Source organism: Microlunatus endophyticus, from assembly GCF_014646195.1.
In the GTDB taxonomy this organism is placed as follows: domain Bacteria; phylum Actinomycetota; class Actinomycetes; order Propionibacteriales; family Propionibacteriaceae; genus Microlunatus; species Microlunatus endophyticus.
In genome coordinates this window covers 197892-222397 of the sequence record NZ_BMMZ01000001.1, presented here as the reverse complement: position 1 = coordinate 222397, position 24506 = coordinate 197892, and the positions used below count along the sequence as shown (strand labels likewise).

The window sequence follows — 24506 nt, the reverse complement described above, 5'->3', positions numbered from 1 at the left end:
ACCCGGCGAGCCGCACAGGTCAGACCTCCGCGGCGGCGGACAGCTCCAGCCAACGATCCTCCAGGCCGGCGACTTCGGCGCGGAGTCCGTTGAGCTGCCCGCCCTGGGCCGCCAGCCGGACGTAGTCGGCGTCCACCATCCCGTCGGCCATGTCCCGCTCCAACCGGGCGATCTCGTCCTGCAGCCGCGACATTCGCCGCTCGATGGCCGCGATCTCCTTGCCGATCGCCCTGGATTCGGCCGCGGAGATCCGCGGTTGCGACCCGGAGCCCTCGGTCGGCACCGCGCGGCTGGCCGGCGACCCCATCAGGCCGGATCCGGAACCGGTCGCAGGGCGAGCGGCAACCAGTTGCAGGTATTGATCGACTCCGCCGGGCAGATGCCGCAGCCGGCCGTCCAGGATCGCGTACTGCTGGTCGGTAACGCGCTCCAGCAGATAACGATCATGGGTGGCGACCAGCAGCGCCCCGGGCCAGGAGTCCAGCAGGTCCTCCATCGCTGCCAGCATGTCGGTGTCGAGGTCGTTGGTCGGCTCGTCGAGCACCAGCACGTTGGGCTCGTCGAGCAGGATCATCAGCAGTTGCAGGCGACGCCGCTGCCCGCCGGAGAGATCCTTGATCGGCGTCGACAGCAGCGCAGTGGGGAATCCGAGCTGCTCCAGTAGTTGCGCCGGTGTCAACTCCCTGCCACCGGCGACGTACTCGGTTCTCTTGGTGGCCAGCAGTTCCCGTACCCGGAGGTGATCGAATTCGGCCAGCTCGCCCAGCTGCTGGCTCAACACCGCAGTCCGGACGGTCTTGCCGCGCTTGACCCGACCATGATCAGGTTCGAGCGCACCGGTGATCAACTTCAGCAGGGTCGTCTTGCCGGCGCCGTTGGGGCCGAGGATGCCGCTGCGCTCGCCCGGCGCGATCCGCCACTCGACATCGGTCAGCACCTCGCGGCCGTCGTAGCCGACCGAGACATCGAGCAGGTCGATGACGTCCTTGCCCAACCGGGCGGTGGCGAGCTGCTGCAGGCGTACGGAATCGCGGACGGGCGGCTCATTGGCGATCAGCTGGTTGGCCGCGTCGATCCGGAACCGCGGCTTGGATGTCCGCGCCGGAGCGCCGCGGCGCAGCCAGGCGAGCTCCTTGCGCATCAGGTTCTGCCGCTTGTCCTCGGCCACGGCGGCCAGCCTGTCGCGCTCGACCCGCTGCAGCACGTACGCCGCGTAGCCGCCCTCGAACGGCTCGACGGTCTGGTCGTGCACCTCCCAGGTCAGCGTGCAGACCGCGTCCAGGAACCACCGATCGTGGGTGACCACCACCAGGCCGCCGTCACCTGGACGCCAGCGCCGGTTGAGGTGATCGGCCAGCCAGCCGATGCCCTCGATGTCCAGGTGGTTCGTCGGCTCGTCGAGGAACAGCACATCGTCGTCGCCGGTCAGCAGCGCTGCCAGCGCGACCCGGCGCCGCTGGCCGCCGGACAGCGTGCCGGTGACCGCGTCGAAATCCAGATCCGAGAGCAGCCCGCCGATCACGTCCCGGATCCGGGCGTCGGAGGCCCATTCGTGGTCCGGCCGGTCGCCGACCACCACCTGCCGGATGGTGGCCGCGGAGTCGATCGTGTCGGCCTGGTCCAGCATGCCCAGCCGCAGGTCCCGGCGCGGGATCACCTCTCCGGTGTCGGGGCGCAGCCGACCGGCCAGCAGGCGCAGCAGCGTCGACTTGCCGTCGCCGTTGCGACCGACCACACCGATCCGATCACCGGAGTTGATGCCGACCGTCAGCGAACGGAAGATCGACCGGGTCGGGAAGTCGAGACCGACGGCCTGGGTGCCCAGCAGATGAACCACCGCACCAGAGTAGTTTGACCGCCATGAGCAGTGCCGCCCCGGATGCACCGGCGATCGACGAGCTGGCCGCTGAACTCGGCCCGGACGTCGTCACGACTGCTCCCGGGGTGATGGACCGCTACCGGCGCGACTGGGCCCAGGACGAGCACGCCGGAATGCCGCTGGCGGTCGTCCGGGCAGAGAATGCCGAACAGGTGCAGGCGGCGGTCCGGTGGGCGGCCGCCAACCGCGTGCCGGTGGTGCCGCGCGGTGCCGGCACCGGCCTCTCCGGCGGCTCGACGGCGGTCGAGCAGGGACTGGTGATCAGCACCGAGCGGATGCGCAGCGTCAGCATCGACGCCGCCGCCCGGGTGGCGATCGTCGAACCGGGTGCGCTGAACGCCGAGGTGAAGGCCGCTGCAGCCGAGGCCGGGCTCTGGTATCCCCCGGACCCGGCGTCGTACGAGATCTGTTCGATCGGCGGCAATCTGGCCACCAATGCCGGCGGGCTGTGTTGCGTGAAGTACGGCGTCACCACCGACTACGTGCTCGGCCTGGATGTGGTGCTGCCCGACGGCTCACGGGTCCGGCTCGGCGGCACCCAGGTCAAGGACGTCGCCGGGCTGTCGCTGCTGAAACTCTTTGTCGGCAGCGAAGGCACCCTCGGAGTGATCACCCGTGCCATCCTGCGACTGGTGCCACAGCAGGCTGAGAAGGCCACCCTGGTCGCGACCTTCGCCGACATCAGGACCGCGGCCGATGCGGTGGTCGGGATGTGCGCGCAGATCCGGCCATCGATGCTGGAATTCATGGACGGGCCGTCGATCAACCTGATCGAGGACTATCTGCATGCCGGGCTGGACCGGGAGGCCGGCGCGATGTTGATCGCCCAGTCCGATGCGCCCGGGCCGGCCCGCTCCTTCGAGATCGCGATCATGGAGAAGGTGTGCGCCGACCTCGGCGCACTGGAGTGCTTCGTAACCGACGACCCGGACGAGGGCGAGCTCTTCGTGGCGGCCCGCCGGGCCAGCTTCCCCGCCATGGAACGGGCTGGGTCGCTGATGCTGGAGGACGTCGGGGTCGCCGTGCCGCTGCTGCCCGACCTGGTGACCGGGATCGCGGCGATCGCCGAGCGCACCGGCACCATGATCCCGGTGGTTGCGCACGCCGGGGACGGCAATACCCACCCCAATATCATCTACGACCCGGGCCGGCCCGGTGCCCGCGAGGCAGCGCAACAGGCCTTCGACCAGGTGATGGCGCTGGCGATCAGCCTGAATGGGACGATCACCGGCGAGCACGGCGTCGGCCGGCTCAAGAAGGCCGCGCTGCCCGATCAGCTCGGCCCCGAGGTGATGGCCCTCAGCACCAAGATCAAGGACGCCGTCGATCCCCAGGGCATCATGAACCCGGGAGCAGTGCTGTGACCATCGAGCAGACAAGGGTGATCGACGATTTCGGCCGGTACGTCTACGGGATCGCACCGCAGGCGGAGCCGGCTGTCGAACTCCGCGCGCTGGACCAGCCGGTCACCCTTGGTGCCGGCAGCCGAAGCCGGCACGAGTTGATCATCAGCACCGAACGCGGCCGGCATCTGGTCGAGCTGCTGCTCTGCCTTCCGAACACCGACCGGTCGCCGGTCTTCAGCTGCCTGAATTTCAACGGCAACGACGACGTCCTGGCGACCTTCCCGATCGACCTGTTGCTACGCAACGGCTACGGCCTGGCGACCGTGCACGCGGATGCCTTCGAACCGGACCGTGCCGACGGTGCGGCCGAGGGCGTACGACGGATTCTTCCGGACCCGCCGGCCGAGGCGCCCTGGGGGACGATCGGGGTCTGGGCCTGGGGGCTCAGCGTGGTACGCCGCGAGCTGGCGAACCTGCCCCACATCCGCAGCGACCAGGTGATCGCGATCGGGCACTCCCGGATGGGCAAGGCCGCGCTCTGGTCGGCGGCCCAGGACCAGGGATTCGCCGCCGTGATCAGCAATGCGGCCGGCTGCAGCGGCGATTCGCTGCACACCCACCGCGCCGAGGGCACCGAGGACATCGCCGCGATCACCGGCCGCTTCGGCTACTGGTTCACCCCCGGCTACGCCGACTTCGCCGACCGGGACGATGAACTGCCGGTCGACCAGGACGAGCTGCTCGCCTCGATCGCCCCGCGGCCGGTCTACGTCGGCAGCGGCTCCGAGGACACCTGGGCCGACCCCGACGGCGAGTTCCTGGCCGTGCGCTCGGCCCGACAGCGCAACGGCGGCAGTGGCCCGGTCGGATTCCACCTACGTCCCGGCGGCCACGGGCTGACAGCCGAGGACTGGCGGCACTACATCGCCTTCTGCAACACCCACGTCAAACGGCCCTGACCCGGGAGCTCACGAGCTGGCGCTGCTGTAGCGGCGCATCCCGGCCAACCAGTGCACCCGGGTGATGATCGCCAGCAGAACGACCAGCCCCACCCCGTAGAGCAGCAGTCGCGGCCGTACGCCGCCGGTCAGCAGCTGCACCGGGATCGTCGTCGCGAGGCCGAGCGGCAGCAGCGAGAGCATGATCACGCGCACCGCTCGGGGAAAGAACGCCAGCGGATACTTGCCCGCGGTCAGTAGCGCCGAGAACAGCTCTCCGAGCGCTGCGACCGAAGTCAACCAGAATGCGAGATAACCGAGATTGGTCCACACCAGCGCAACCGCGACGAGGCCGAGCAGGAAGCCCGGCACCGCAGCGATGATCAACTCCGGTCGGACGGGCACCTCGGAGGCCGACAGTCCGATGATCGTCAGTGCGGTCCCGGTCAGGACCCCCCACGCCTCGGCCGGCTGCACCCAGCGCAGCGCCGCGAACGGCTGGCTGGCAACCGGCCTTATCAAGATCAGATCCAGTTGGCCGCCACGGATGTAGTCAGTCATCTTGGACTGGTTCGGCGCAATGAAGGTGGCCAACAACGAGGTCATCACCTCTGCGACACCGGCGATCGCGATCACCAGACCGGCGTCCCACCCGTTGACCCGGCTGGAGTGGCTGAAGATCACCAGCACCGGCGCCACCTCGGCGACCACCTCGACCAGGCCGACAATGATCGTGGTCCACGCCTGGGCCCGGAACTGTGCCTCTCGGATCAGCGCCATCGCCACCACCGCCCGCCCGACTCGCAAACCGTGCTTCAGAGCTTGTTGCATGATCATGCCCCCGCCGCCGAATAGCTGCGGATGCCGAGCCACCAGACCAGCCGGGCCACCGCAGCGAAGATCATCAACCAGCCCAGCTGGTAGGCCAACCCGAGTGCCAGGCCGCCGGAAACGTTGCCCAGCAGTACTTCCAGCGGGAACGAGACCAGGAAACGGAACGGCTGCACCTGCCCGAGACCGCGAAAGGCCTGGGGCAACAGCGCCAGCGGGATGACCGCCCCGGACAGCAGCGGGACGATCACCTCCGATGCCCGCAGGAAACCGTTCACGTCGGCGAACCAGAAGGCCAACGAGCCGATCATCACGTCCAGCAGCCAGGTCATGAAGGCGGATATGATCAGGCAGCCGAAGGCGAGCAACCAGCGCCACACCGACCGTGGCAACTCGAACTGATCACCCAGCACAAGGGCCAGCACGGCGACCATCGGCACCAGCAAGATCAGTTTGACGACCTTCTCCCCGACGTTGTTGGCCAGGGCGTTGATGTGGGTCGAGGTCGCCCGACAGAGATAGCGATTCAGACCGCCGTCGCGGATCTCCTCGGCCAGGAAGTACGCGGTCCAGGAATTGGTCAGCATGTTGATGATCGAGATCAACACGAAGTACGCCGTCAGGTACCGCCCGGTGATCGGCAATTGTGCGCCGGAGGCGACCGCCGCCTGCCAGACGAACAGCGAGATCAACGGCACCAGGACGTTGCCGACCTGCCACAGGAACATCTCGCCGCGGTAGCTGAAGGACGCCGACAGATTCAGCACGAGCAGCTTGTTGAAGACCCGACCGTGTCGTCGCAGCTCGACGATCATGCGCCCATCACCGCCTGCATCACATCGTCCAGGTCGGCGTCGCGGACCTCGAGGTCCAGCAACTCTCCTCGGCCGGCCGCTTCGGCCAACACCCGCTGGGTGTCCTCGCGGTCGACCTCCAACTCGACCTGACCCGGCGGTCCGGCATAGGTCAGAGTGATCCGCTTGCGTGGTCTGGTCTGTCGGACCAACTCGTCCGGGGTGCCGTCGAACTGCAGCGATCCATGATCGATCAGCACCAGCCGCCGGCACAGCTCGGAGACGTCGTCCATATCGTGGCTGGTCAACACGACCGTGATCCCGTACTCGGAGTTGATCTTGGCAAGAAACCGTCGGACGGCCGCCTTGGAGACCACATCGAGTCCGATGGTCGGCTCGTCCAGGAACAGCAGCTTCGGCTGGTGCACCAGGGCGACCGCCAGTTCGCATTTCATCCGCTGGCCCAGGGACAGCTGGCGCACCGGGATGTCGATCACGTCCGAGAGCTCCAGCAGGCCGGCGAGTTGATCAACGCTCTCGGCATACATCGGCCGGGGCAGGTCGTAGATCGCCTGATGGAGATCAAGACTCGCCCGGGTGGAGACGTCCCACCACAACATCGACTTGCTGCCGAGCACGACCGCGATCTGGCGGAGATACTCGAACCGGCGCGCGGACGGCTGGTGGCCGAGCACATCCAACGCTCCCGCGCTCGGCCGGAGCAGCCCGGAGAACATCTTCAGCGTCGTCGTCTTGCCGGCGCCGTTGCGGCCGAGCAGGCCGACGAACTCGCCCTCGTCGATCCGCAGATCGAGATCAGCAACGGCGACCCGGGTGTCGTACCGACGGCGGAACAGATCGGTGATCGCCCCGCCCAAGCCGACACGGGACCGATGGAAGCGATAGGTCTTGGTCAGACCGGACGCATGGATAACAGGCATGATGATTCCTTCGCTCGCACTGATTGGCGGCGCCGAGCTGGGAATCGGTCACATCATGATGTGGTCGCTACTACGCGTCGCTGCTGGACAGCGACGGATCTCCGGAGGGGCTCAGGCCGCGTGAATCGACGGTGAGATTCGGGCAGGCACGACCGGCGGATCACGCGATCCGCTGTCCGGAGCCGGTCCGAAGACCTAGTTAGTACGGGAGGACATCACGATCGGAGATCTTAACCTGAATTGTCGAATGACGCGCTCGGTTTCGTACAGCAGGTGTAGCGGCCGCCGGCCGAACGTCTCACCAAGGAGAACAACGATGAAGTTCCTGTTCCTGATCTGCGCAGCCCAGGGCCGCCCTACCCCGACACCTGCCGACGCCGGCACCGTGGCCGGCACCCTCGACCCGGTGAGCGACGACGTCGATGTCTGGGTGGACGAGTACGACACCGGCGACCCGGCCAGGGCCGGCAAGCGGCACGTCGGGAACGCCCTCAACGGCCACACCGAGACCGTACGCGTCCGCAACGGCGAGATCCTGGTCACCGACGGTCCATTCCTGGAGTCCAAGGAGTACATCGCAGGTTTCGATCTGATCGAGGCGCCGTCGCTCGAGGTCGCCCGGACGATCGCCGCCAAGCACCCGATGGCCCACTACACCGGGATCGAGATCCGCCCGCTCCTGGAGTGACCGGGCCGGGCGGCTGAGCCGATGATCACAGCTGGCGTAACATCGCTGAAACATAGCCGCAACGGCCGGGAAAACCCCTCGCCCTAGGCTCTGCGACGTCACCGTGTCATCAAAGCTGTGTCACCGAATCTTGCGGAGGATCCATGTTCCAAGGCGCCGACGATCTGTTGGCCTACGTCAAGGATGAGGGTGTCGAGACTGTCGACATCCGCTTCTGCGACCTTCCCGGCATCATGCAGCACTTCACCGTGCCGGTCAGCTCGTTCGGTCCGGAGGTGTTCGAGGATGGGCTGGCCTTCGACGGCTCGTCGATCCGCGGATTCCAGAAGATCCACGAGTCCGACATGGCGCTGCTGCCGGATCCCACCACGGCGTATGTGGACCCGTTCCGCAAGTCCAAGACGTTGGTGCTGAACTTCTTCGTGCACGACCCGCTGACCAAGGAGCCGTACAGCCGGGATCCGCGCAACATCGCCCGCAAGGCCGAGGCCTACCTGGCGTCGACCGGCATCGGGGACACCGCGTTCTTCGCGCCGGAGGCCGAGTTCTACATCTTCGACGACATCCGGTTCGAGACCAAGCAGAACGCCGGCTATTACCAGATCGACTCCGAGGCGGCCGCGTGGAACACCGGTCGCGAGGAGGACGGCGCGAACCGCGGCTACAAGGTCCGCTACAAGGGCGGCTACTTCCCCGTCCCGCCGGTCGATCATTTCGCTGATCTGCGCGACGACATGGTGCGCAATCTCGAGGCTTCGGGCCTGCTGGTCGAGCGCGCCCATCACGAGGTCGGCTCGGCCGGTCAGGCGGAGATCAACTACCGCTTCAACACGCTGCTGTCGGCCGGTGACGACGTACAGAAGTTCAAGTATCTGATCAAGAACACGGCCTGGGCCGCCGGCAAGACCGCGACCTTCATGCCGAAGCCGATCTTCGGTGACAACGGCTCCGGCATGCACGTGCACTCCAGCCTCTGGAAGGGCGGCGACCCGCTGTTCTACGACGAGGCGGGTTACGCGGGCCTGTCCGACCTCGCCCGCTGGTACATCGGCGGCATCCTGTCCCACGCCCCGGCGCTGCTGGCCTTCACCAACCCGACCGCCAACAGCTACCACCGTCTGGTGCCCGGCTTCGAGGCGCCGGTCAACCTGGTCTACAGCCAGCGCAACCGGTCCGCCGCGATGCGGATCCCGATCACCGGGTCGAACCCGAAGGCCAAGCGCGTCGAGTTCCGCTGCCCGGATCCGTCGTCCAACCCGTACCTGGCGTTCTCCGCCCTACTGCTGGCCGGTATCGACGGCATCCAGAACAAGATCGAGCCGATGGCCCCGATCGACAAGGACCTCTACGAGCTGCCGCCCGAGGAGCACGCGTCGGTGCCGACCGTCCCGGCCGACCTCCCGTCGGTGCTGAAGGCGCTCGAGGCCGACAACGAGTTCCTGCAGGCCGGCGACGTCTTCACCTCCGACCTGATCGAGACTTGGATCGAGCTGAAGCAGGTCGAGATCGACGCCCTGCGTCAGCGTCCGCACCCGCACGAGTTCGAGCTCTACTACGACGTGTAATTCGTCACAGAACTGAGGGAACGGGCCGTGATCACCGGGTGATCACGGCCCGTCTCGCGTTCCCGTCCGACCCCGTCCAGCACCTTCCGGCCCCGTCCGGCGTTCCCGCGGGAACGCCCTGGACCGTGTCCTGTGGACAACTCGACCCGGCGTTGGAGCGACTGTCGGTGGTGGGTCTTAGCGTCTCTCCTCATCGGAATCGATATTCGGGGGCGGGTGCGATGGCAGTGCTTGATCTTGAGCCGAAGATGCGTCGGTTCGAGGGTCTGATCTCGGAGGTCGAGGCGGAGGCACTCGGAGCGCGGATCATGGCCGCAGCGGCCGATGTGGCCAAACATGAGGCGGTCCTTCTGGACCTGGTCGGTGAGTTCGACGCGATCGGTGCGGTGGACTGGTGGGCCGGCATCCAGTCGACGGCGCACTGGCTTTCCTGGGCGTGCTCGATGGCCGCCGGGACGGCTCGCGAGCATGTCAGGGTGGCCCGGGCGTTGCGGCGGATGCCTTCCGTACGGGAGGCGTTCGCGCTGGGCGAGTTGAGCTATTCGAAGGTACGCGAGCTCACCCGGGTCGCCGATGAACTCAGCCGCCCGGAGCCGGTCGCGACGCCCGAGCAGCATCCTGCCGAGCCCCAGCCCGAGCCAGTGTCGCCGCGCCTGGCAGGTCTGGACGAGAGCGGCCTGGTCGAGCTGGCCCGGGCGTGCACCGCCTCCCAGCTTGCTCGCACCGTGGCGGGTTGGCGGGCAGCGCGGGACACGAGCCGCACCCGCAGGCCCCGCCAGCGGGTGACCTGGCTGGTCCGCGACGACGGCAACGTGCAGCTGTCCGCGGTCCTGCCACCGGAACAGGGCGCCGCGGTGATCGCCGCAATCCAGGCTGCGATCGATGCCAACACCGACCCCGAGCCAGGTCCCGGCGAGGAAGCCGCCGAGGACCGGGTGTCGGAGCGGGATCGCGAGCAACGCGTCCAGCAGACCCGGGTCGAGGCACTGACCGAGATCGCCAACCTCTACCTCGGTTCTCGTCCGGAGGACCGATCGGGCGCGGACCGGACGATGGTGGTGATCGAGGTCAGTGCCGCCGCCCTCGCCGAGGCTGACCGGGAGCTGCCCGAACCGGGCGAGCAGGAGCAACGTCAAGCCCGGCGGGACGAAGTCGAACGTTACCGGTCGCAGCAGGATCACGACGCAGACGAGGCGTCGGGCCCAGCGGAGCGTTCCCGCGGGAACACTGTCGAGGTGCCCACCTGCCGGGTCCGCGGCGGCTCCGCACTGGAACCCTCAGACGCCTGGCGCGCCCTGTGCGACAGCACCGTTCTGGGCATCATCGTCGACCAAAAGGGTATGCCGCTGGCAGTCGGACGGGAGGAACGACTGATCACCAAGCACCAACGCCGGGCCCTGATGATCCGCGACGGCTGCTGCCAGTTCCCGGGGTGCAACCGGATCCGGCACCTGAAGGCCCACCACCGGATCTCCTGGCTGTCCGGCGGCAGGACCGACACCGACAATCTGATCTTGTTATGTCAGACCCACCACACCCGGGTGCACGAGGACCACCTCACCATCAGTCCCTGCGATGAGCCCGGCTGTCGAGTGCGATGGCGGTTCGCCCGCCCGGACGGTAGCACCATCGCGCCCGTACCGGCCGGGATGAATAGGATGAGCACGAGCCCCTTCGAGTTCCAAGCGCTCCGTGACCAGGCCGCCGCGCTGCGGGTCGCATACGACCACATCCACAACACCAAACATCCCGATGCCAACCGGGTGTTCCCGGTAGGAGGCGGTGCAGGATTCCGCCTGTTCGACTGCGTCGACGCGCTGTTCAGCCTGACGGAGCGGCCACCTCGAGCAGCCTGATGGCAGAATCCCGGGATGGCAGCGACCGAGATCACGCATCTTCTGCTCGACTTCTTCGGGACGATCGTCGAATACTCCCCCAGCCGGACGGAGCAGGACTATTCGACGTCGTACGGCGTCCTGCGCCGACTCGGCGCAACGCTCAGCTATGACAGCTTCCTGACATTTGGCGATGCGACCTTCAGTGAGCACGACACCCGCTGTGCCGCAGATCTGAGCGAGTTCTCGATGCAGGAGCCGAGCTTGGTGATCATGGAACAGGCGATCGGACGGGCGCCGACGCCCGACGAGACGACCGCATTCGTGGAGGCCTACCTCTCCGATTGGAACTCCGCTGTGCTCTATCCCGCCGGAATGTCCAATCTGCTGGAGGAACTGGCGGAGCACTTCCGGCTCGCGGTGGTGTCCAACACTCACAGCCAGAGATTGGTTCCCGATCACCTCCAGGCGATGGGCGTCGCCGACCTGTTCGACGCCGTCGTGCTGTCCGTCGACATCGGCCACCGCAAGCCGCATCCGGCGATCTACCGGGCAGCGCTGGACAGGCTCGGCGTCGACGCGAGCCGCGCCCTGTTCGTCGGCGACACCTACGCGGCCGACTACGAAGGCCCACGGCAGCAGGGAATCCGCGCCCTGCTGATCGATCCGCGCAACTCCGCGCCCATACCACCAACCAGCCGATTGGTCAGCCTCTTCGACCTGCCAGGCTACCTCTGATCTGAGCCCCGCATACCGAAGACGTCCCCCAGCACCCGCCGGGCCGCATGCCAACCGCACATGCCATGCACGCCCGGTCCGGGTGCCGTCGAGGACGAACACAGGTAGATGCCCGTCGCGAGTTTGTACGGATCCAGCCGCAGGGTCGGCCTGGCGATCATCTGTCGCGCGGTCATGGCGCCGGCGGTGAAGTCGCCGCCGACGTAGTTCTGGTTGTGCTCGACCATCCGCGACGCCGGGATGCAACGAGAGGCGACCACAAGATCACCGAAGCCTGGCGCGTATCGCTCGATCTCGGCGCTCACCGCGGCGGTCAGGTCGAGGGTGGAACCGGCCGGCACGTGGGTGTAGGCCCACAGCGGCCGCAACCCGTTCACCACACGGCCTGGGTCGACGACCGCCGGATCGCTGATCAGGCAGAGCGGATGCTCCGGATGCCGGCCGGCGGCGACCTCGGCCTCCGCGTGTGCCATCTCCTCCCGGCTGCCGCCGAGATGCACGGTGCCGGACCTGGCCACCTCCGGATCGTTCCAGGGAACCGGGCCGGAGAGCACGAAGTCGATCTTGGCGACTCCGTCGCCGTGCCGGAATCTGGTCAGCGCGCGGCGTAAGAACGGGCTGACCCGATCCCCCACGACATCCAACGCGGTGTGCGGGGTGGTGTCGAAGAGATAGGCCCTGGCCGGCGGAAGATCACCCGCGCTGCGTACCGGGTGATCGGTGATGATCTCCCCGCGGTTGGAGCGCAGGTCGCCGGCCAGCGCGCCCGGGATCGCGCCGGATCCGCCTCGCAGGATCGGCCAGCCGCGGCCCGAATGCCCGAGTGCACCCAGCAGGATCCCGGTCCCGGCCGAGACCAGGCTCGGCAGCTCTGAGACAGCGTGCATCGCCACCCCGGACAGCAGCGCCGGCGCTTCCTGATCACGGAATCGCACTCCCCAGGCCCGAGTGCCCTGTTCGGCCGTCGCCATGATCATCCGCGCTCCGGTGGGCAGTGCATCGAGTGACGGCAGCGACCGGTGGTCACCGAGTCCGACCTCGGCAGCGGCGTACGGGCGCTCGGCGATCGGCCCGAGCAGCGCGCGCCAGGCCGGACCGTCGCGGCCGAGGCGCTCGACGGTGGCTTCCAGTGAGTGGTAGGCGATCGCGGCTGGTCGGCCGACGAAGGGCTGGGCGTAGGAGACCTCCGGCGTCAGCCACTCGACGCCCGCACCGGCAAGATCGAACCAGTTGAAGAAGGGCGACGCCCAGGACATCGGATGCACCGCCGAGCACAGGTCGTGCCGGATGCCGTCGGCGAGGCCGAGATCCAGCGTCCGGGCGCCGCCGCCGATGGATGGCTGCGCCTCGAGCACGGTGACCATCAGGCCGGCCCTGGCCAGGGTCGCAGCAGCGGCGAGACCGTTGGGCCCGGACCCGACGACCACCGCGTCGAGCATGGTCAGTGTCCCTGGTCGCGGGGCTTGACCGGACCGAACGGCGGTGCGCCGGGATTGCCCGGCTTGGTCGGCCCGGTCGGACGAGTCGGGCTGGTCGGCGAGGTCGGGGACTTGGGTGCCCCGTCGGACTTGGGTTTGTCGGTCTTCTTCTTCGGCGGGCCCGAGGAGAAGTAGGCGGTGACGGTTCCGTACTGAGGGACCTTCCCGCTGTCTGGCGAGAAGCCCAGGAAGCTGTTCTTGGGTTTGTCGCTGGTCTTGGTCTTCTTGACCACGGTCATCCCGATCTTGCGCAGCTTGGCGATCTTCTCCGCCGTGCTGAGTCCGCTGAGATCCGGGAAGTTGATCATCTTCCCGCGCACCAGGGCATCCGGCGGCTGCTCGAACTGCTCCACCGGCTTGCCCTTGAGGTAGGCGCTCACCGCAGGCTTCCAGATGCCCGGACCGGCGTCGCCACCACCCGAGCCCGAAAGGTAGACGTGGGTGGACGGAACGGTGTAGCCCTTCAGGCCGGGACGATATCCGGCCTTGCCCTTGACGAACGGCTTCTTGGTCGAGTCGATCGAGATCATCGCCGCTCCGGCGATCTGTGGCGTGTAACCGACGAACCAGACCGCGGCGTTGCTGTCGATGGTTCCGGTCTTGCCGGCCATCGGCCTGTCGCCGGGCAACCGGGCGGCCGTCGCCGAACCGGTGGTCACCGGCGCGGTCAGGAGCTTGCTGACCGCGTTCGCCACGTCGGCGCTGATCACCCGCTTGCAGTCCGCGCTCGGGGCCGCAAGGCTCTTGCCGCTGGGCGTGGTGATCTTGGAGATGATGATCGGGTTGCAGCGGATGCCCCCGGAGGCGAAGGTCGCGTACGCCTCGGCCATCGACATCGGCGCGACGTCCACAGTTCCGAGGGTGAAGGACGGCTTGTCGTCGTAGGAGCTGATCGGCTCGCTCGCGACGCTGCTCTGCGCCCCGACGGTCGCCGCCATCCGGGTGACCGAGCACATGCCGGTGTCCAGCTCGAGCGGGACGAAGTAGTTGTTCACCGACCAGCCCGCGGCCTTCGACATGTCCATCTCGCCGTTGACGCCGGTGGAGTTGGACACCTTCCAGCTCCCGGTGACCTCGGTCCTGCGCTCGCAGGAGTCGAACGGCTTCCCGCTGTAGTTGACGGTCTTCTTGGCGTCGTACTTCTTGGCGATCGGAATGCCCTTGTCGAACGCCGCTGCCGCGGTGAACGCCTTGAACGTCGATCCGGCCTGGAAGCCCTGGCCGCCGCCCATCGACTGGGTCGCCGAATAGTTGAAGTAGGTCTGGCCCTTCTTGGCATCGGAGCCCATCACCGGTCGGCTCTGCGCCATCGCCACGATCAGCCCGGTGCCCGGCTCGATCATGTCCATGGTGGAGATCAACGGGTCGGTCGCCCCGACCATCGAGCTGACGGCCTTCTGGGCGGCGTCCTGGGCCTTCGGATCGATCTTGGTGTAGATCGTCAGCCCGCCCCGGTCGATGGTCTTCTCCCGCTCGTCGACCGTCGACCCCAGGCTCGGCGTGGCCAGCAGCGATCGGCGCACGTAGTCGCACAGGAACGGGTAGCGGGTGCCGACGCAGCCGTTGTTGAAGGCCTGGACCCCGGCCTTGGTGAAACCGGTCCGGATCGCCGCCTCGGCCGCGGCGGGCGTGATCTCGCCCAACTCCGACATCCGGTTGAGGACCTCGTTGCGCCGGGCCAGGCCGGCTTCCGGATGCAACACCGGGTTGTCCGAGTCGGGGCTCTGCACCAGGCCGGCCAGCATGGCCGCCTGCGGCAGGGTGAGCTTGGCGGCGGTGGTCCCGAAATAGTGCCGGGCGGCCGCCTCGACGCCGTAGGCGCCGTCACCGAAGTAGACCAGGTTGAGGTAGCGCTCCAGGATCTGGTCCTTGGAGAGCTTCTTCTCCAGCGCGATCGCGTAGCGCAGCTCGGTGATCTTGCGCTCGTACGTGGTGGCCTGGGCGGCCGCGACCGCCGACTTGTCGCCGTCCAGTTCGGCCTCGTTGACCAGGACCATCTTCACGTACTGCTGGGTGATGCTCGAGCCGCCCTGGACGGTTCCGCCACTGGCCTGGTTGGTCAGGAAGGCGCGCAGGGTGCCCTGCGGATCGAAGGCACCGTGCTCGTAGAAGCGGTGATCCTCGATCGACAGCAGCGCCGTGCGCATCACCGGCGCGATCTTGCTCAGCGGGACGTAGATCCGGTTCTGGTCGTAGAAGTACGCCAGCACGTGGCCGTTGACGTCCAACACCTTGGTCCGCTGCGGCGCAGCCGGCAGGGTCATGTTGGTCGGAAGATTGTTCAGCTCCCGGTCGGCGGCCTGTGCCGAGACCCCGGAGGCGGCGGCGAAAGGGATCGCCAGGCCAGCCACCAGGAGGCCGCACAGCACACTCACAAGGATGAACAATGCACCGGCACCCGTAACGGTGACGAGGCGTTTCAGGCCGGTGAGCATGGGGCAGAGATTACGGGAATCGATCCCCCAAACGTCTCACCGCCCCGGATTTTCACCGAATGCGGAGCCGGCGCAGAGCTTTCACTCCGGTGACCAGAAGGTTTCCGTAGCGTTCGGCGGACAACCCTGCAACGGGGTCGAATCCCAGCAGCTGCTGGCTGGCGACCAGCTGTGACCTGGTGTACTGCAGCAGCCCGTCCGGTCCGTGCCGGCGACCGGTTCCGGACTCTTTCCAGCCACCGACCGGGGCCGCCGAGCCGTAACCGGTCGCGTACCCCTCGTTGATGTTGACCATGCCAGCCTCGAGCCGGGTGGCGACCGAGCGGGTGCGCCGGCGGGCGCGTCCGAAGACGGAGGCATTCAGTCCGTACGGCGTGTCGTTGGCCAGCCGGACCGCCTCGGCATCGGTACTGAAGCCCTGCACGCTGACTACCGGCCCGAAGACCTCCTCGCGGACCAGCTCGCTGTCCTCGGTGGCCCCGGTGATGATCGTGGGCTCGTAGACGTACGGCCCGATGTCCGGACGCGGCCGGCCGCCGGCGGCGATCCGTCCGCCGGCAGCGACCGCACGCTCCACCGCTCCCTGGACCCGGTCGAGCTGTTCGGCCGAGATCAGCGATCCGACGTCGGCGATGTAGCCGGTGCCGGCGCCGAGCCGCAGCATCTTGGTCGCGGTGACGAAGCGGCGCAGGAATTCCGCCTCGATGCTGCGGTCGACATAGATCCGCTCGATACCGATACACAGCTGGCCGGCGTTGCCGAAGCAGGCCCGGATCGCGGCCGGTACGGCCCGCTCGAGATCGGCATCGGCGAGGATGATCATCGGATTCTTCCCGCCGAGCTCGAGGCTGCAGCCGATCAGCCGCTCGGCACACTGCCGGGCGATCCGGCGTCCGACCGCCGTCGACCCGGTGAAGGAGACGAAATCGGCGCGCTCGATCAGGACGTCGCCGAGCTCGTCCGGGCTGCCGAGCACCGGTTGCCAGACCTGGGGCTCCAGCCCGGCCTCGATGGCATACTCACGCAGCAGCAGTGAGGACCGGGCCGTCCGGAGGTCCGGCTTGTGGACGACGGTGTTCCCGGCCAGCAGGGCCGGCACCACGTCGGCGGCCAACGCCAGCGGATAGTTCCACGGTGTGATCACCGTGACAACGCCCAGCGGCGCCGCGTACTGGGTGGTCCGCGACAGCACCGGCAACGGCCCCGGGCGGCGTCGCGGTCGCAGCAGCCGGCCAGCATTGCGCGCGTAGTAGCTGATCGACAGCACCGCGTCCAGCAACTCCTCCAGGGCGTGTGACCTGGCCTTGCCGGTATCGGCCTGGATCACATCCAGCACCGTCTCCCGTCGCTCGAGCAGCACGTGGGCCAAGGTATGAAAGGGTCGGGCGCGGTCCCGGGGATCGCAGGACGCCCACCCGGGTTGCGCGCCCCGCGCGGCCTCGAACGCCCGCACGGCGCGGGCCGCGACGCTGGTATCGGTGTCGTCCTGTCGGACGGTCTGTCCCATGAAGTCACGCTAGTACGCCACCGGGCGGTCCGGTCAGTACGCGTGCCCCTGCTCTCGATCGAGATGGGTGGCACTGCGGTTCCGGAAGGCCAGCACATAGACCACCAGGGAGATCGCGATCAACACCGTGACGTAGGTGTAGAAGAGCCAGTTGTGCCCGATCTTGGCGAACCAGGTCCCGATGTAGGGAGCGGTGCCACCGAAAATCGCATTCGCCAGGCCGTACGCCAATCCGACTCCGACCGCCCGGACCTCGCGAGGGAACAGCTCGGCCTTCACGATCGCGTTGATCGAGGTGTAGCCGAGAACGATCAGCAGCGCGATCATCATCAGGAAGAACGCGCCGACCGGATTGCTCGTGTGGGACAGGGTGAGCAGGATCGGCCAGGTGCCGATCACGCCACCGACCCCGAAGAAGATCAACACCGGTTTCCGGCCGATCCGATCCGAGATCGCCCCGTAGACCGGCTGCAGCACCATGAAGATCAACAGGGCCACGAAGTTCACCCAGGTCACGGTGCGCTTAGCGATGCCACTGGTGTTGATCATGAAGGACTGCATGTAGGTGGTGTAGGTGTAGAAGGCGGTCGTACCACCCATGGTCAGGCCGAAGACGATCAGGAACGGCTTCCAGTGGGCCGCCAGCGCCCGCAGCGTCCCCGGCTGGACGGCAGCGCTCGTCGTCCGGGTCGCCGCGAGTTGATCATCGCTGATCGACTCGTCCATGCCGCGCCGCAGCCAGAGCACGGTGACGGCTGCTGCGGCGCCGATCGCGAAGGCGATCCGCCAACCCCAGGTGGTCAGCTGGTCATCGGTGAGGAATGCCTGCAGGATCAGCTGCACGACCAGCGCCAGCACCTGGCCTCCGACCAGTGTCACGTACTGGAAGCTGGAGTAGTAGCCCCGGCGGCTGCGGGTCGCGACCTCGGACATGTAGGTCGCACTGCTGCCGTATTCGCCGCCCACCGACAGGCCCTGGAGCAGTCGGGCGATCAACAGCAGCACGGGCGCCAGGACGCCGATGGTCGCCCGACTCGGGGAGACCACGATGATCAACGCGCCGACGGCCATCATAAGACGCTCAGGGTCAAGGAGAAGCGTCGGCCCATCCGGTCGGCGATCCGGCCGAAGAGCCAGCCGCCGATCGGGCGCATGAAGAAGCCGACAGCGAACACTCCGAGGGTGTTCAGAGTGTTGGAGATCGGATCCGCGGAGTCGAAGAAGTTGGCGCCGAAATAGGTGGCGAAGGCGCTGAAGACGTAGAAGTCGTACCACTCGATCAGGTTTCCCAGCGAGCCGCGCAGGATGTTCGCCGCGACCGAATGCCGCCGTTTCACGCCGTTGATGACTGCACCGTTGGAATCTGCCACGGGCGACACCATAGCCCAGCTATCGGGTCCCTCCGCGGCGTCCGATCACCCCGTCGATGGCTCCGGCCGCCCGCACAAGCGCGAGGTGTGACAGCGCCTGCGGGGTGTTGCCCGCCTGGCGTCCGGCAGTGGTGTCGTACTCCTCCGACAGCAGTCCAAGATCATTGCGGAAGCTCAGCAGCCGGTCCATCAACCTGCGGGCATCGTCGGTGCGTCCGCTGCGGGCGTACTGCTCCACCAGCCAGAAGGAGCAGGCCAGGAACGGCGATTCCCCCGGCGTCAGCCCGTCCACAGCCGACTCGGTGCGGTAGCGCAGCAACAGCCCGTCGACCACCAGGTCCTTCTCGATCGCGGCGACCGTGCCCAGCATCCGTTCGCTGTCCGGATCGCAGAAGCCGACCTGCGGCAACTGCAGCAGCGCCGCATCGACCTGGTCGGAGCCGTAGTGCTGGACGTAACTGCCCCGCGACTGGTCGAATCCCTGCGTCTCGATCTCGTCCCGGATCCGGTCGCGCAGGCTCTCCCACCGTTCGACGGGGCCGTCCTGGCCGTGATCACGGACAGCACGGATGCCGCGGTCGAGTGCTGCCCAGACCATCACCCGGGAGTGGGTGAAGTACTGCGGGTCGCCACGGATCTCCCAGATACCGCAGTCCTTCTGCTGCCAGGTGTCCTCGATCCGGCTGATCATGGCCCGCTGCAGCGACCAGGAGAAATGATCTTCGTCGACGCCGTGGCCGCGTGCCGCGTCCAGGGCGACCATCACCTCGCCGATCACGTCAGCCTGGAACTGGCCCACCGCACCGTTGCCGATCCGGACCGGTCGGGACCCCGCATAGCCGGGCAGGTGGTCCAGAGAGCGTTCGTCGAGCTCCCGCTCACCGGCCAGGCCGTACATGATCTGGATGTCCTGGGGATCACCGGCGACGGCCCGCAGCAACCACAGCCGCCAGTGCTCGGTCTCCTCCCGATAGCCGTACTCCAGCAGCGCTTCCAGCGTCAGCGCGGCGTCCCGGAGCCAGCAGTAGCGGTAGTCCCAGTTGCGCCCGCCGCCGAACTGCTCCGGCAGCGAGGTGGTGGCCGCAGCGACGATCCCGCCGGTTTCCCGATCGGTCAGGGCCCGCAGCACCAGCAGCGACCGGCTGATCGCTTCCGCGTACGGTCCGGAGTCATCCTGACCGTGATGCGGTCGCCGACCGGCCCAGTACTGCCACCAGATCGACGTCTGCTCGATCGCCTGCTCGACGGCGACCGGCCCGGGCAGGTCATGGTAGGAGCGATAGGACTGCAGGACGAGATCGGTGGTCTCCCCTTCGTGCACAGTGAAATCGCCGACGTGGCGGTGGCCCGAGGATCGGGGCAGATGATCACCGCGGAGGACCAGCGCACTGGGGCCCGCGGTCGCCACCAGCACACTTCCGTCGCCATCCCCACGGTCCTGCTGACGCTGGATCCAGGGCAGCACCCGACCGTAGCTGAATCTGATCACCAATTCCTGGTGCATCCGCACCTCACCCTCCAGACAGGTGATCCTGCGGATGATCGCCGGGTGGTGGTCGACGGGCATCAGCTCCACCACCTCGACCACACCGGTCGCGGTCCGCAGCGTGGTCTGGAGCACGAATGTGTCGGGCAGGTAGCGGCGCCTGGACTCAAGCACCTCGTCGGCTGGTGCCAGTGACCAGTGCCCGTGATCATCGGTGCCGAGCAGGCCGCAGAAGACCGCCGGGGAGTCGAAGCGCGGCAGACAGAGCCAGTCGATGCTGCCCTGTTTGCTGATCAACGCGACCGACCGGCAGTCCCCGATCAGCCCGTAATCCTCGATGGCTGCCTGGTCCTCGAATGCTGTCATGAAGAGTGCCTCACCCCTGCCAGAAGATGTCCTCGACCACCCGCCGGGCGCGCCGGGCGACTCGTTGGTAGTCGGCCACCAGATGGGAACCCTCGCCGGGCCGCCGGCCCAGCAACTGCGCGACGGCCGACAACTCGCGCGGGTCGGTCGGGAAGGTGTCGGACGCGCGACCCCTGACCAGCATGATCCGGTTGCGGATCCGACTGGCCATCAGCCAGGCGTCCCGCAGCCAATCGGCCTCCCGTTGCCCGATCAGCCCGGCCGCCGTCGCCGCATCCAGCGCCTCCAGGGTCCTGCCGGTCCGCAACTGCGGCAGCCGACCGGCATGCTGCAACTGCAGCAGCTGCACGGTCCACTCGACGTCGGAGAGCCCGCCGGGACCGAGCTTGAGGTGCTTGGCGGGATCGGCGCCGCGCGGCAGCCGCTCGACCTCCATCCGGGCCTTCAGCCGGCGGATGTCGGTCACCTGTGTCGCCGTCAGCCCGTCGGCGGGCCAGCGGTACGGCTCCACGATCGCCATCAGCTCGCGGCCGAGATCAAGATCACCGGCCAGCGGCGCCGCCCGGACCAACGCCTGCATCTCCCAGGTGGCCGACCAGCGCTGGTAGTAGCCGCGGTAGGCCGCCAGCGACCGGATCAGCGGACCGCCGCTGCCCTCCGGCCGCAACCGGGTGTCGATCTCCAGGACCGGGTCCGCACCGGGCCGCGACAGCAATCGGCGCAGCTCGGAGATGACCGCCGAGCCGCCTCTGGTGTCGTCACCGGACAGCACGAACATCGCGTCGGCATCGGAGGCGTAGCCCAGCTCCCGTCCGCCCCAGTGTCCCATCGCGATCACCGCGATGGTCGACTCCGGATCAAGTTCCTCCGCCTCCCGGCACACCGACAGCGCCGTGTGGATGGTCGCGGAGGCAAGGTCGGTGAGCGCCTCGCCGACCTGGAGCACGTCGCTCACCCCGAGCAGGTCCCCGGCGGCGATCCGGAAGAGTTCCCGACGCCGGATCGCCCGGATCGCCTCGACCGCTCCGGTCGGGCTGGACTGCCGGCCGGCAGCCGCCGACATCTCCGAGCGCAGCCGTTCGAAGGTGCGAGGGATCAGCTCCCGGTCGTCGGCCAGCATCTGGACGCTCTGCGGCGCCCGCAGCAGCAGGCTGGTGGCGTACCGGCTGGAGGCCAGGATGGTCGCGAACCGGTGCGCCAGTTCACCCTCGTCCCGCAGGGCCCGCAAATACCAGGGACTGTTGCCGAGGGCTTCGCTGGTCTGCCGAAAGGCCAGCAGCCCGTGATCGGGATTGGCGCCGTCGGCGAACCAGCCGAGCATCGCCGGCAGCAGCTGGCGCTGGATCTCGGCCCGCCGGCTGACCCCCTGGGACAGCGCCTCGATATGCCGCAGGGCAGCCCGCGGATCCGCGTAGCCGAGCGCGGCCAGCCGATCCCGGGCTGCGTCGGCGGTCAGCCGCAGGCCCTCCGACGGGATGTTGGCCACCGCGTCCAGGACCGGCGAGTAGAACAGCCGCCGGTGCAGCGCCCGGACCCGCTGTGCGGTCGAGTGCCAGGTGTTCAGCAGCCCGTTGATCGGATCGGCGTAGTGCAGCGAACGGCCCAGTCGCCGAAGATCATCTTCAGCCGTCGGCAGCACATGGGTCCGCCGCAGCCGTTGCAACTGGATCCGGTGCTCCAGGCTGCGCAGGAACTGGTAGGCCAGCGCGAAGCTCTTGCCGTCCTCGCGGCCGACGTACCCGTGATCGACCAGCGACCGGAGGCCTTCCAGCGTCGAGCGGCTGCGCAGCCGCTCGTCCACCCGGCCGTGCACCAGCTGCAGCAGCTGGACGGAGAACTCGACGTCGCGCAGCCCACCGGCACCGAGCTTGAGCTCCCGTTCCCCGACCTTCTCCGGAATGTGATCGATGACCCGCAGCCGCATGTTCCGCGCGTCGTCGATGAAGTTCTCCCGCTCGGCGACCCGCCATACCATCGGCGTGATCATCTCGACGAAGTCCTGCCCGAGTGCCAGGTCGCCGGCCGCCGGCCGGGCCTTGAGCATCGCCTGGAACTCCCAGGTCTGGGCCCATTTCTCGTAGTAGCCGCGATGGCTGGCCAGGGTGCGGACGAGTTGGCCGGCCTTGCCCTCCGGGCGCAGTGCGGTGTCAACCTGCCAGATCGTCCCGGCCGCGGTGTGGGCCGAGCAGATCACGACCAGCCGGGAGGCGAGCTGGGTGGCGATCCTGATCGCCTCGTCGGTCGGTACGTGATCGTCGGCGGCCTCGGCGACGAAGAGCACATCGACATCGCTGACGTAGTTCAATTCCTGGGCGCCGGTCTTGCCCAGGGCGATCACCGACAGCAGCACCCGGGCCGCACGGTCCGGGCCGACGTCGCGGCGTGCGACCGCCAGCGCGGCTTCGAGGGTCGCGTCAGCGAGGTCAGCCAGTTCGGCGGCGATGTCGGGCATGATCTCGATCGGCTCCGGGGCACACAGGTCCCGGGCCGCGACCCGGACCAGAGCGCCGCGATAGGCGATCCGCAGCGGATCGCCGTCGGTGCCGGCCACCGGTGTGGCCGATGCCGGGTCGGCGCCGACCGCCCGGAGCAGCTCCGAGCGCAGCTGGTCCGCCGGCGTCCGCCGCGGCGGGCTGGCCAATTGGTCGAGATCGCCGGGGTGGGCCAGCAGATGCTGCACCAGGGCCGAGCTGCCGCCGAGCACCAGGATCGTCCGGCGGGCCAGGTCGCGATCGGCCAGCAGCCGGTCCAGCAGTCCGGGGACCTGCTCGGTCAGCCGGTCCAGGCCGAGCAGCGCCTGGTCCGGGTCGGCGGAGCCGGCGATCAGGTCCAGCAGCGGCTCATACGCCTCGTCCCAGCCGGCCAGCCGCTGGTGGGCGGCCGACGAATCGGCGAACCCCCGCCGGGCCAGTGTCCCCTGGGTGATCTGCACAACTTAGGATCATGCCACCATGTCGTTGCTGATCGACCTCACGCCGCTGCGCCGGAGTCCTGCTTTCCGTCGGTTGTGGTGGGGCCTCGGCATCTCCAATCTCGGCGCCCAGCTGACCCAGGTCGCCGTCGGCCTGCAGGTGTACGCGATCACCCGATCGACCTTCGCCGTCGGTATCCTCGGGATCTGCGTGCTGGTGCCGCTGGTAGCGCTGGGCCTGTACGGTGGCGCGCTGACCGACCTCTACGACCGCCGCAGGGTGGCACTGATCGCCTCGTTCGGGCTGTGGTTCGTCTCGATCGCGCTGGCGGTCCAGGCCTGGGCCGGCGTCCATTCGGTCTACCTGCTCTACGTGCTGGTCGCCCTTCAGTCCTGCGGCTTCGCGATCAACAACCCGGCGCGGTCGGCGATCGTGCCGCGATTGATCGATCCGGAGCTGCTGCCGTCGGCCCAGGTGCTGCAGAACACCAACTTCAACGTCGCGATGACCGTCGGCCCGCTGCTGGGCGCGGCCCTGTCGGCCTGGAACTTCGGGGCCGCCTACGGCTGCGACGTGATCTTCTTCACCGCGGCGCTCTGGGCGCTGTGGCGGCTGCCGGACCTGCCGCCGGTCGGCCAGGCTGCCGCGGCTGCTGATGGTGGGTCGGATCTGCCGAGACAGCGGCCCCGGGCGCTCGGCCTGCATTCGGTGCTGGAGGGGCTGCGCTACCTGGCCACCCGGCCGAATGTCCGGACCAGTTTCCTGGTCGACCTGATCGCGATGATCACCGCGATGCCACGGGTGCTCTATCCCGCGGTCGGCGTGCTGTTCCTCGGCGGCGGTGCCACCACGACCGGCATCCTGAACGCCGCCTTCGCAGTCGGCGCTGTGCTGGCCGGGCTGGGTTCGGGACGGCTGGTGCACATCAGGATGCAGGGCCGGGCGATCGTGGCCGCGATCATCGTCTACGGACTGTCGGTGGGTCTGTTCGGCGTGGTGCTGACCGCCACCGGCGACACCAGCCCGGGTCGTACGCTGATCATCCCGCTGATCTTCGCGGGCCTCTTCCTGGCCTTCGCCGGCGGCGCTGACTCGATCAGCTCGGTCTTCCGCAACACGCTGCTGCTGTCGGCAACGCCGGACGAGATGCGCGGCCGGTTGCAGGGCGTCTTCATCGTCGTCGTCGCGGGTGGTCCGAGACTCGGCGACCTGCTGCTCGGCAGCTGGGCCGACTGGTGGGGCGAGAACAGGGCGGCCATGATCGGCGGCTCGCTCTGCGTCCTGCTGATCATCCTCGCGATGGTCTGGCAGCGCCGCTTCCTCGCCTACGACGCCAGCAATCCGCAACCTTGATCAGGACGAGCGGCTGGCTACCGCGAGCGAAGCGAGCCGCCGGC

General features: G+C 68.0%; 18 protein-coding genes. 7 read left to right on the top strand and 11 right to left on the bottom strand.

The features are described from left to right. Positions 1 to 19: 19 nt before the first annotated feature. Complete coding sequence (locus IEY07_RS01155; RefSeq protein ID WP_188893340.1) at positions 20 to 1837, bottom strand: ABC-F family ATP-binding cassette domain-containing protein; 1818 nt, start codon at positions 1835 to 1837, stop codon at positions 20 to 22. A gap of 23 nt (positions 1838 to 1860) precedes the next feature. Here IEY07_RS01155 and IEY07_RS01150 point away from each other — a divergent pair, with 23 nt between their 5' ends. Both IEY07_RS01150 and IEY07_RS01145 read left to right on the top strand, forming a co-directional pair. After that, positions 1861 to 3243 (top strand): FAD-binding oxidoreductase, encoded by a 1383-nt coding sequence (locus IEY07_RS01150; RefSeq protein ID WP_188893339.1) that lies wholly within the window; start codon positions 1861 to 1863, stop codon positions 3241 to 3243. Further along, on the top strand, positions 3240 to 4184 hold the full coding sequence (locus IEY07_RS01145) for a glucuronyl esterase domain-containing protein (protein ID WP_188893338.1): 945 nt from the start codon (positions 3240 to 3242) through the stop codon (positions 4182 to 4184). The genes IEY07_RS01150 and IEY07_RS01145 overlap by 4 nt, the downstream gene beginning before the upstream one ends. A 9-nt stretch (positions 4185 to 4193) precedes the next feature. Here IEY07_RS01145 and IEY07_RS01140 read toward each other — a convergent pair whose 3' ends face one another. Genes IEY07_RS01140 through IEY07_RS01130 form a run of 3 tightly spaced genes read right to left on the bottom strand, consistent with a single transcriptional unit; the run spans position 4194 to position 6729 of the window. Beyond that, positions 4194 to 5000 carry an ABC transporter permease gene (locus tag IEY07_RS01140; RefSeq protein WP_188893337.1) on the bottom strand — a complete coding sequence of 269 codons (807 nt, stop codon included), beginning with the start codon at positions 4998 to 5000 and terminating at the stop codon, positions 4194 to 4196. Continuing rightward, positions 4997 to 5809 carry an ABC transporter permease gene (locus tag IEY07_RS01135; protein ID WP_188893336.1) on the bottom strand — a complete coding sequence of 271 codons (813 nt, stop codon included), beginning with the start codon at positions 5807 to 5809 and terminating at the stop codon, positions 4997 to 4999. Before IEY07_RS01135 ends, IEY07_RS01140 begins: the two co-directional genes overlap by 4 nt. Then, complete coding sequence (locus IEY07_RS01130) at positions 5806 to 6729, bottom strand: ABC transporter ATP-binding protein (RefSeq protein ID WP_188893335.1); 924 nt, start codon at positions 6727 to 6729, stop codon at positions 5806 to 5808. The genes IEY07_RS01135 and IEY07_RS01130 overlap by 4 nt, the downstream gene beginning before the upstream one ends. Positions 6730 to 7045: 316 nt before the next feature. Between IEY07_RS01130 and IEY07_RS01125 the strand changes: the two genes are divergently transcribed. The 4 genes from IEY07_RS01125 to IEY07_RS01110 all read left to right on the top strand — a co-directional run bounded on the left by IEY07_RS01125 (position 7046) and on the right by IEY07_RS01110 (position 11555). Then, positions 7046 to 7417 carry a YciI family protein gene (locus tag IEY07_RS01125; protein WP_188893334.1) on the top strand — a complete coding sequence of 124 codons (372 nt, stop codon included), beginning with the start codon at positions 7046 to 7048 and terminating at the stop codon, positions 7415 to 7417. 143 nt (positions 7418 to 7560) lie between these two features. After that, positions 7561 to 8982 carry a type I glutamate--ammonia ligase gene (glnA, locus tag IEY07_RS01120; protein ID WP_188893333.1) on the top strand — a complete coding sequence of 474 codons (1422 nt, stop codon included), beginning with the start codon at positions 7561 to 7563 and terminating at the stop codon, positions 8980 to 8982. 221 nt (positions 8983 to 9203) lie between these two features. Next, on the top strand, positions 9204 to 10838 hold the full coding sequence (locus IEY07_RS01115) for an HNH endonuclease signature motif containing protein (RefSeq protein WP_188893332.1): 1635 nt from the start codon (positions 9204 to 9206) through the stop codon (positions 10836 to 10838). Positions 10839 to 10853: 15 nt separating this feature from the next. Beyond that, a complete protein-coding gene (locus IEY07_RS01110; RefSeq protein WP_188893331.1) occupies positions 10854 to 11555 on the top strand; it encodes an HAD family hydrolase in 702 nt (233 codons plus the stop codon). On the opposite strand, the gene IEY07_RS01105 is transcribed toward IEY07_RS01110, so the two are convergent. From IEY07_RS01105 to IEY07_RS01080, 7 genes are read right to left on the bottom strand one after another with little or no spacing between them, the layout of a single operon-like run. After that, on the bottom strand, positions 11546 to 12994 hold the full coding sequence (locus IEY07_RS01105) for a phytoene desaturase family protein (RefSeq protein WP_188893330.1): 1449 nt from the start codon (positions 12992 to 12994) through the stop codon (positions 11546 to 11548). The genes IEY07_RS01110 and IEY07_RS01105 overlap by 10 nt on opposite strands. A gap of 2 nt (positions 12995 to 12996) precedes the next feature. Then, positions 12997 to 15468: a transglycosylase domain-containing protein gene (locus IEY07_RS01100; RefSeq protein ID WP_188893329.1), complete on the bottom strand. Its 2472-nt coding sequence runs from the start codon at positions 15466 to 15468 to the stop codon at positions 12997 to 12999. 52 nt (positions 15469 to 15520) lie between these two features. Next, positions 15521 to 16975 (bottom strand): succinic semialdehyde dehydrogenase, encoded by a 1455-nt coding sequence (locus IEY07_RS01095; RefSeq protein WP_188893328.1) that lies wholly within the window; start codon positions 16973 to 16975, stop codon positions 15521 to 15523. A gap of 33 nt (positions 16976 to 17008) precedes the next feature. After that, positions 17009 to 18046, bottom strand: a complete 1038-nt coding sequence (locus IEY07_RS01090) for an MFS transporter (protein WP_268239175.1) — start codon at positions 18044 to 18046, stop codon at positions 17009 to 17011. Next, positions 18046 to 18345: an MFS transporter gene (locus tag IEY07_RS24420; RefSeq protein WP_268239174.1), complete on the bottom strand. Its 300-nt coding sequence runs from the start codon at positions 18343 to 18345 to the stop codon at positions 18046 to 18048. The genes IEY07_RS01090 and IEY07_RS24420 overlap by 1 nt, the downstream gene beginning before the upstream one ends. Positions 18346 to 18364: 19 nt before the next feature. Continuing rightward, positions 18365 to 20197: a glycoside hydrolase family 15 protein gene (locus IEY07_RS01085; RefSeq protein ID WP_188893327.1), complete on the bottom strand. Its 1833-nt coding sequence runs from the start codon at positions 20195 to 20197 to the stop codon at positions 18365 to 18367. Between the two features lie 10 nt (positions 20198 to 20207). Then, positions 20208 to 23129 (bottom strand): bifunctional [glutamine synthetase] adenylyltransferase/[glutamine synthetase]-adenylyl-L-tyrosine phosphorylase, encoded by a 2922-nt coding sequence (locus IEY07_RS01080; RefSeq protein ID WP_188893326.1) that lies wholly within the window; start codon positions 23127 to 23129, stop codon positions 20208 to 20210. A 19-nt stretch (positions 23130 to 23148) separates the two neighbouring features. Between IEY07_RS01080 and IEY07_RS01075 the strand changes: the two genes are divergently transcribed. Next, positions 23149 to 24462: an MFS transporter gene (locus tag IEY07_RS01075; protein ID WP_188893325.1), complete on the top strand. Its 1314-nt coding sequence runs from the start codon at positions 23149 to 23151 to the stop codon at positions 24460 to 24462. The last annotated feature ends 44 nt before the right edge of the window (positions 24463 to 24506 follow it).

What these genes read in the sequence shown, in the direction of transcription:
- IEY07_RS01075 (WP_188893325.1), top strand. Translation starts at nt 23,149, where the DNA reads ATGTCGTTGCTGATCGACCTCACGCCGCTGCGCCGGAGTCCTGCTTTC.
- IEY07_RS01110 (WP_188893331.1), top strand. Translation starts at nt 10,854, where the DNA reads ATGGCAGCGACCGAGATCACGCATCTTCTGCTCGACTTCTTCGGGACG.
- IEY07_RS01125 (WP_188893334.1), top strand. Translation starts at nt 7,046, where the DNA reads ATGAAGTTCCTGTTCCTGATCTGCGCAGCCCAGGGCCGCCCTACCCCG.
- IEY07_RS01095 (WP_188893328.1), bottom strand. Translation starts at nt 16,975, where the DNA reads ATGGGACAGACCGTCCGACAGGACGACACCGATACCAGCGTCGCGGCC.
- IEY07_RS01085 (WP_188893327.1), bottom strand. Translation starts at nt 20,197, where the DNA reads ATGACAGCATTCGAGGACCAGGCAGCCATCGAGGATTACGGGCTGATC.
- IEY07_RS01135 (WP_188893336.1), bottom strand. Translation starts at nt 5,809, where the DNA reads ATGATCGTCGAGCTGCGACGACACGGTCGGGTCTTCAACAAGCTGCTC.
- IEY07_RS01150 (WP_188893339.1), top strand. Translation starts at nt 1,861, where the DNA reads ATGAGCAGTGCCGCCCCGGATGCACCGGCGATCGACGAGCTGGCCGCT.
- IEY07_RS01140 (WP_188893337.1), bottom strand. Translation starts at nt 5,000, where the DNA reads ATGATCATGCAACAAGCTCTGAAGCACGGTTTGCGAGTCGGGCGGGCG.
- IEY07_RS01115 (WP_188893332.1), top strand. Translation starts at nt 9,204, where the DNA reads ATGGCAGTGCTTGATCTTGAGCCGAAGATGCGTCGGTTCGAGGGTCTG.
- IEY07_RS01090 (WP_268239175.1), bottom strand. Translation starts at nt 18,046, where the DNA reads ATGGCCGTCGGCGCGTTGATCATCGTGGTCTCCCCGAGTCGGGCGACC.
- IEY07_RS01105 (WP_188893330.1), bottom strand. Translation starts at nt 12,994, where the DNA reads ATGCTCGACGCGGTGGTCGTCGGGTCCGGGCCCAACGGTCTCGCCGCT.
- IEY07_RS01100 (WP_188893329.1), bottom strand. Translation starts at nt 15,468, where the DNA reads ATGCTCACCGGCCTGAAACGCCTCGTCACCGTTACGGGTGCCGGTGCA.
- glnA (WP_188893333.1), top strand. Translation starts at nt 7,561, where the DNA reads ATGTTCCAAGGCGCCGACGATCTGTTGGCCTACGTCAAGGATGAGGGT.
- IEY07_RS01130 (WP_188893335.1), bottom strand. Translation starts at nt 6,729, where the DNA reads ATGCCTGTTATCCATGCGTCCGGTCTGACCAAGACCTATCGCTTCCAT.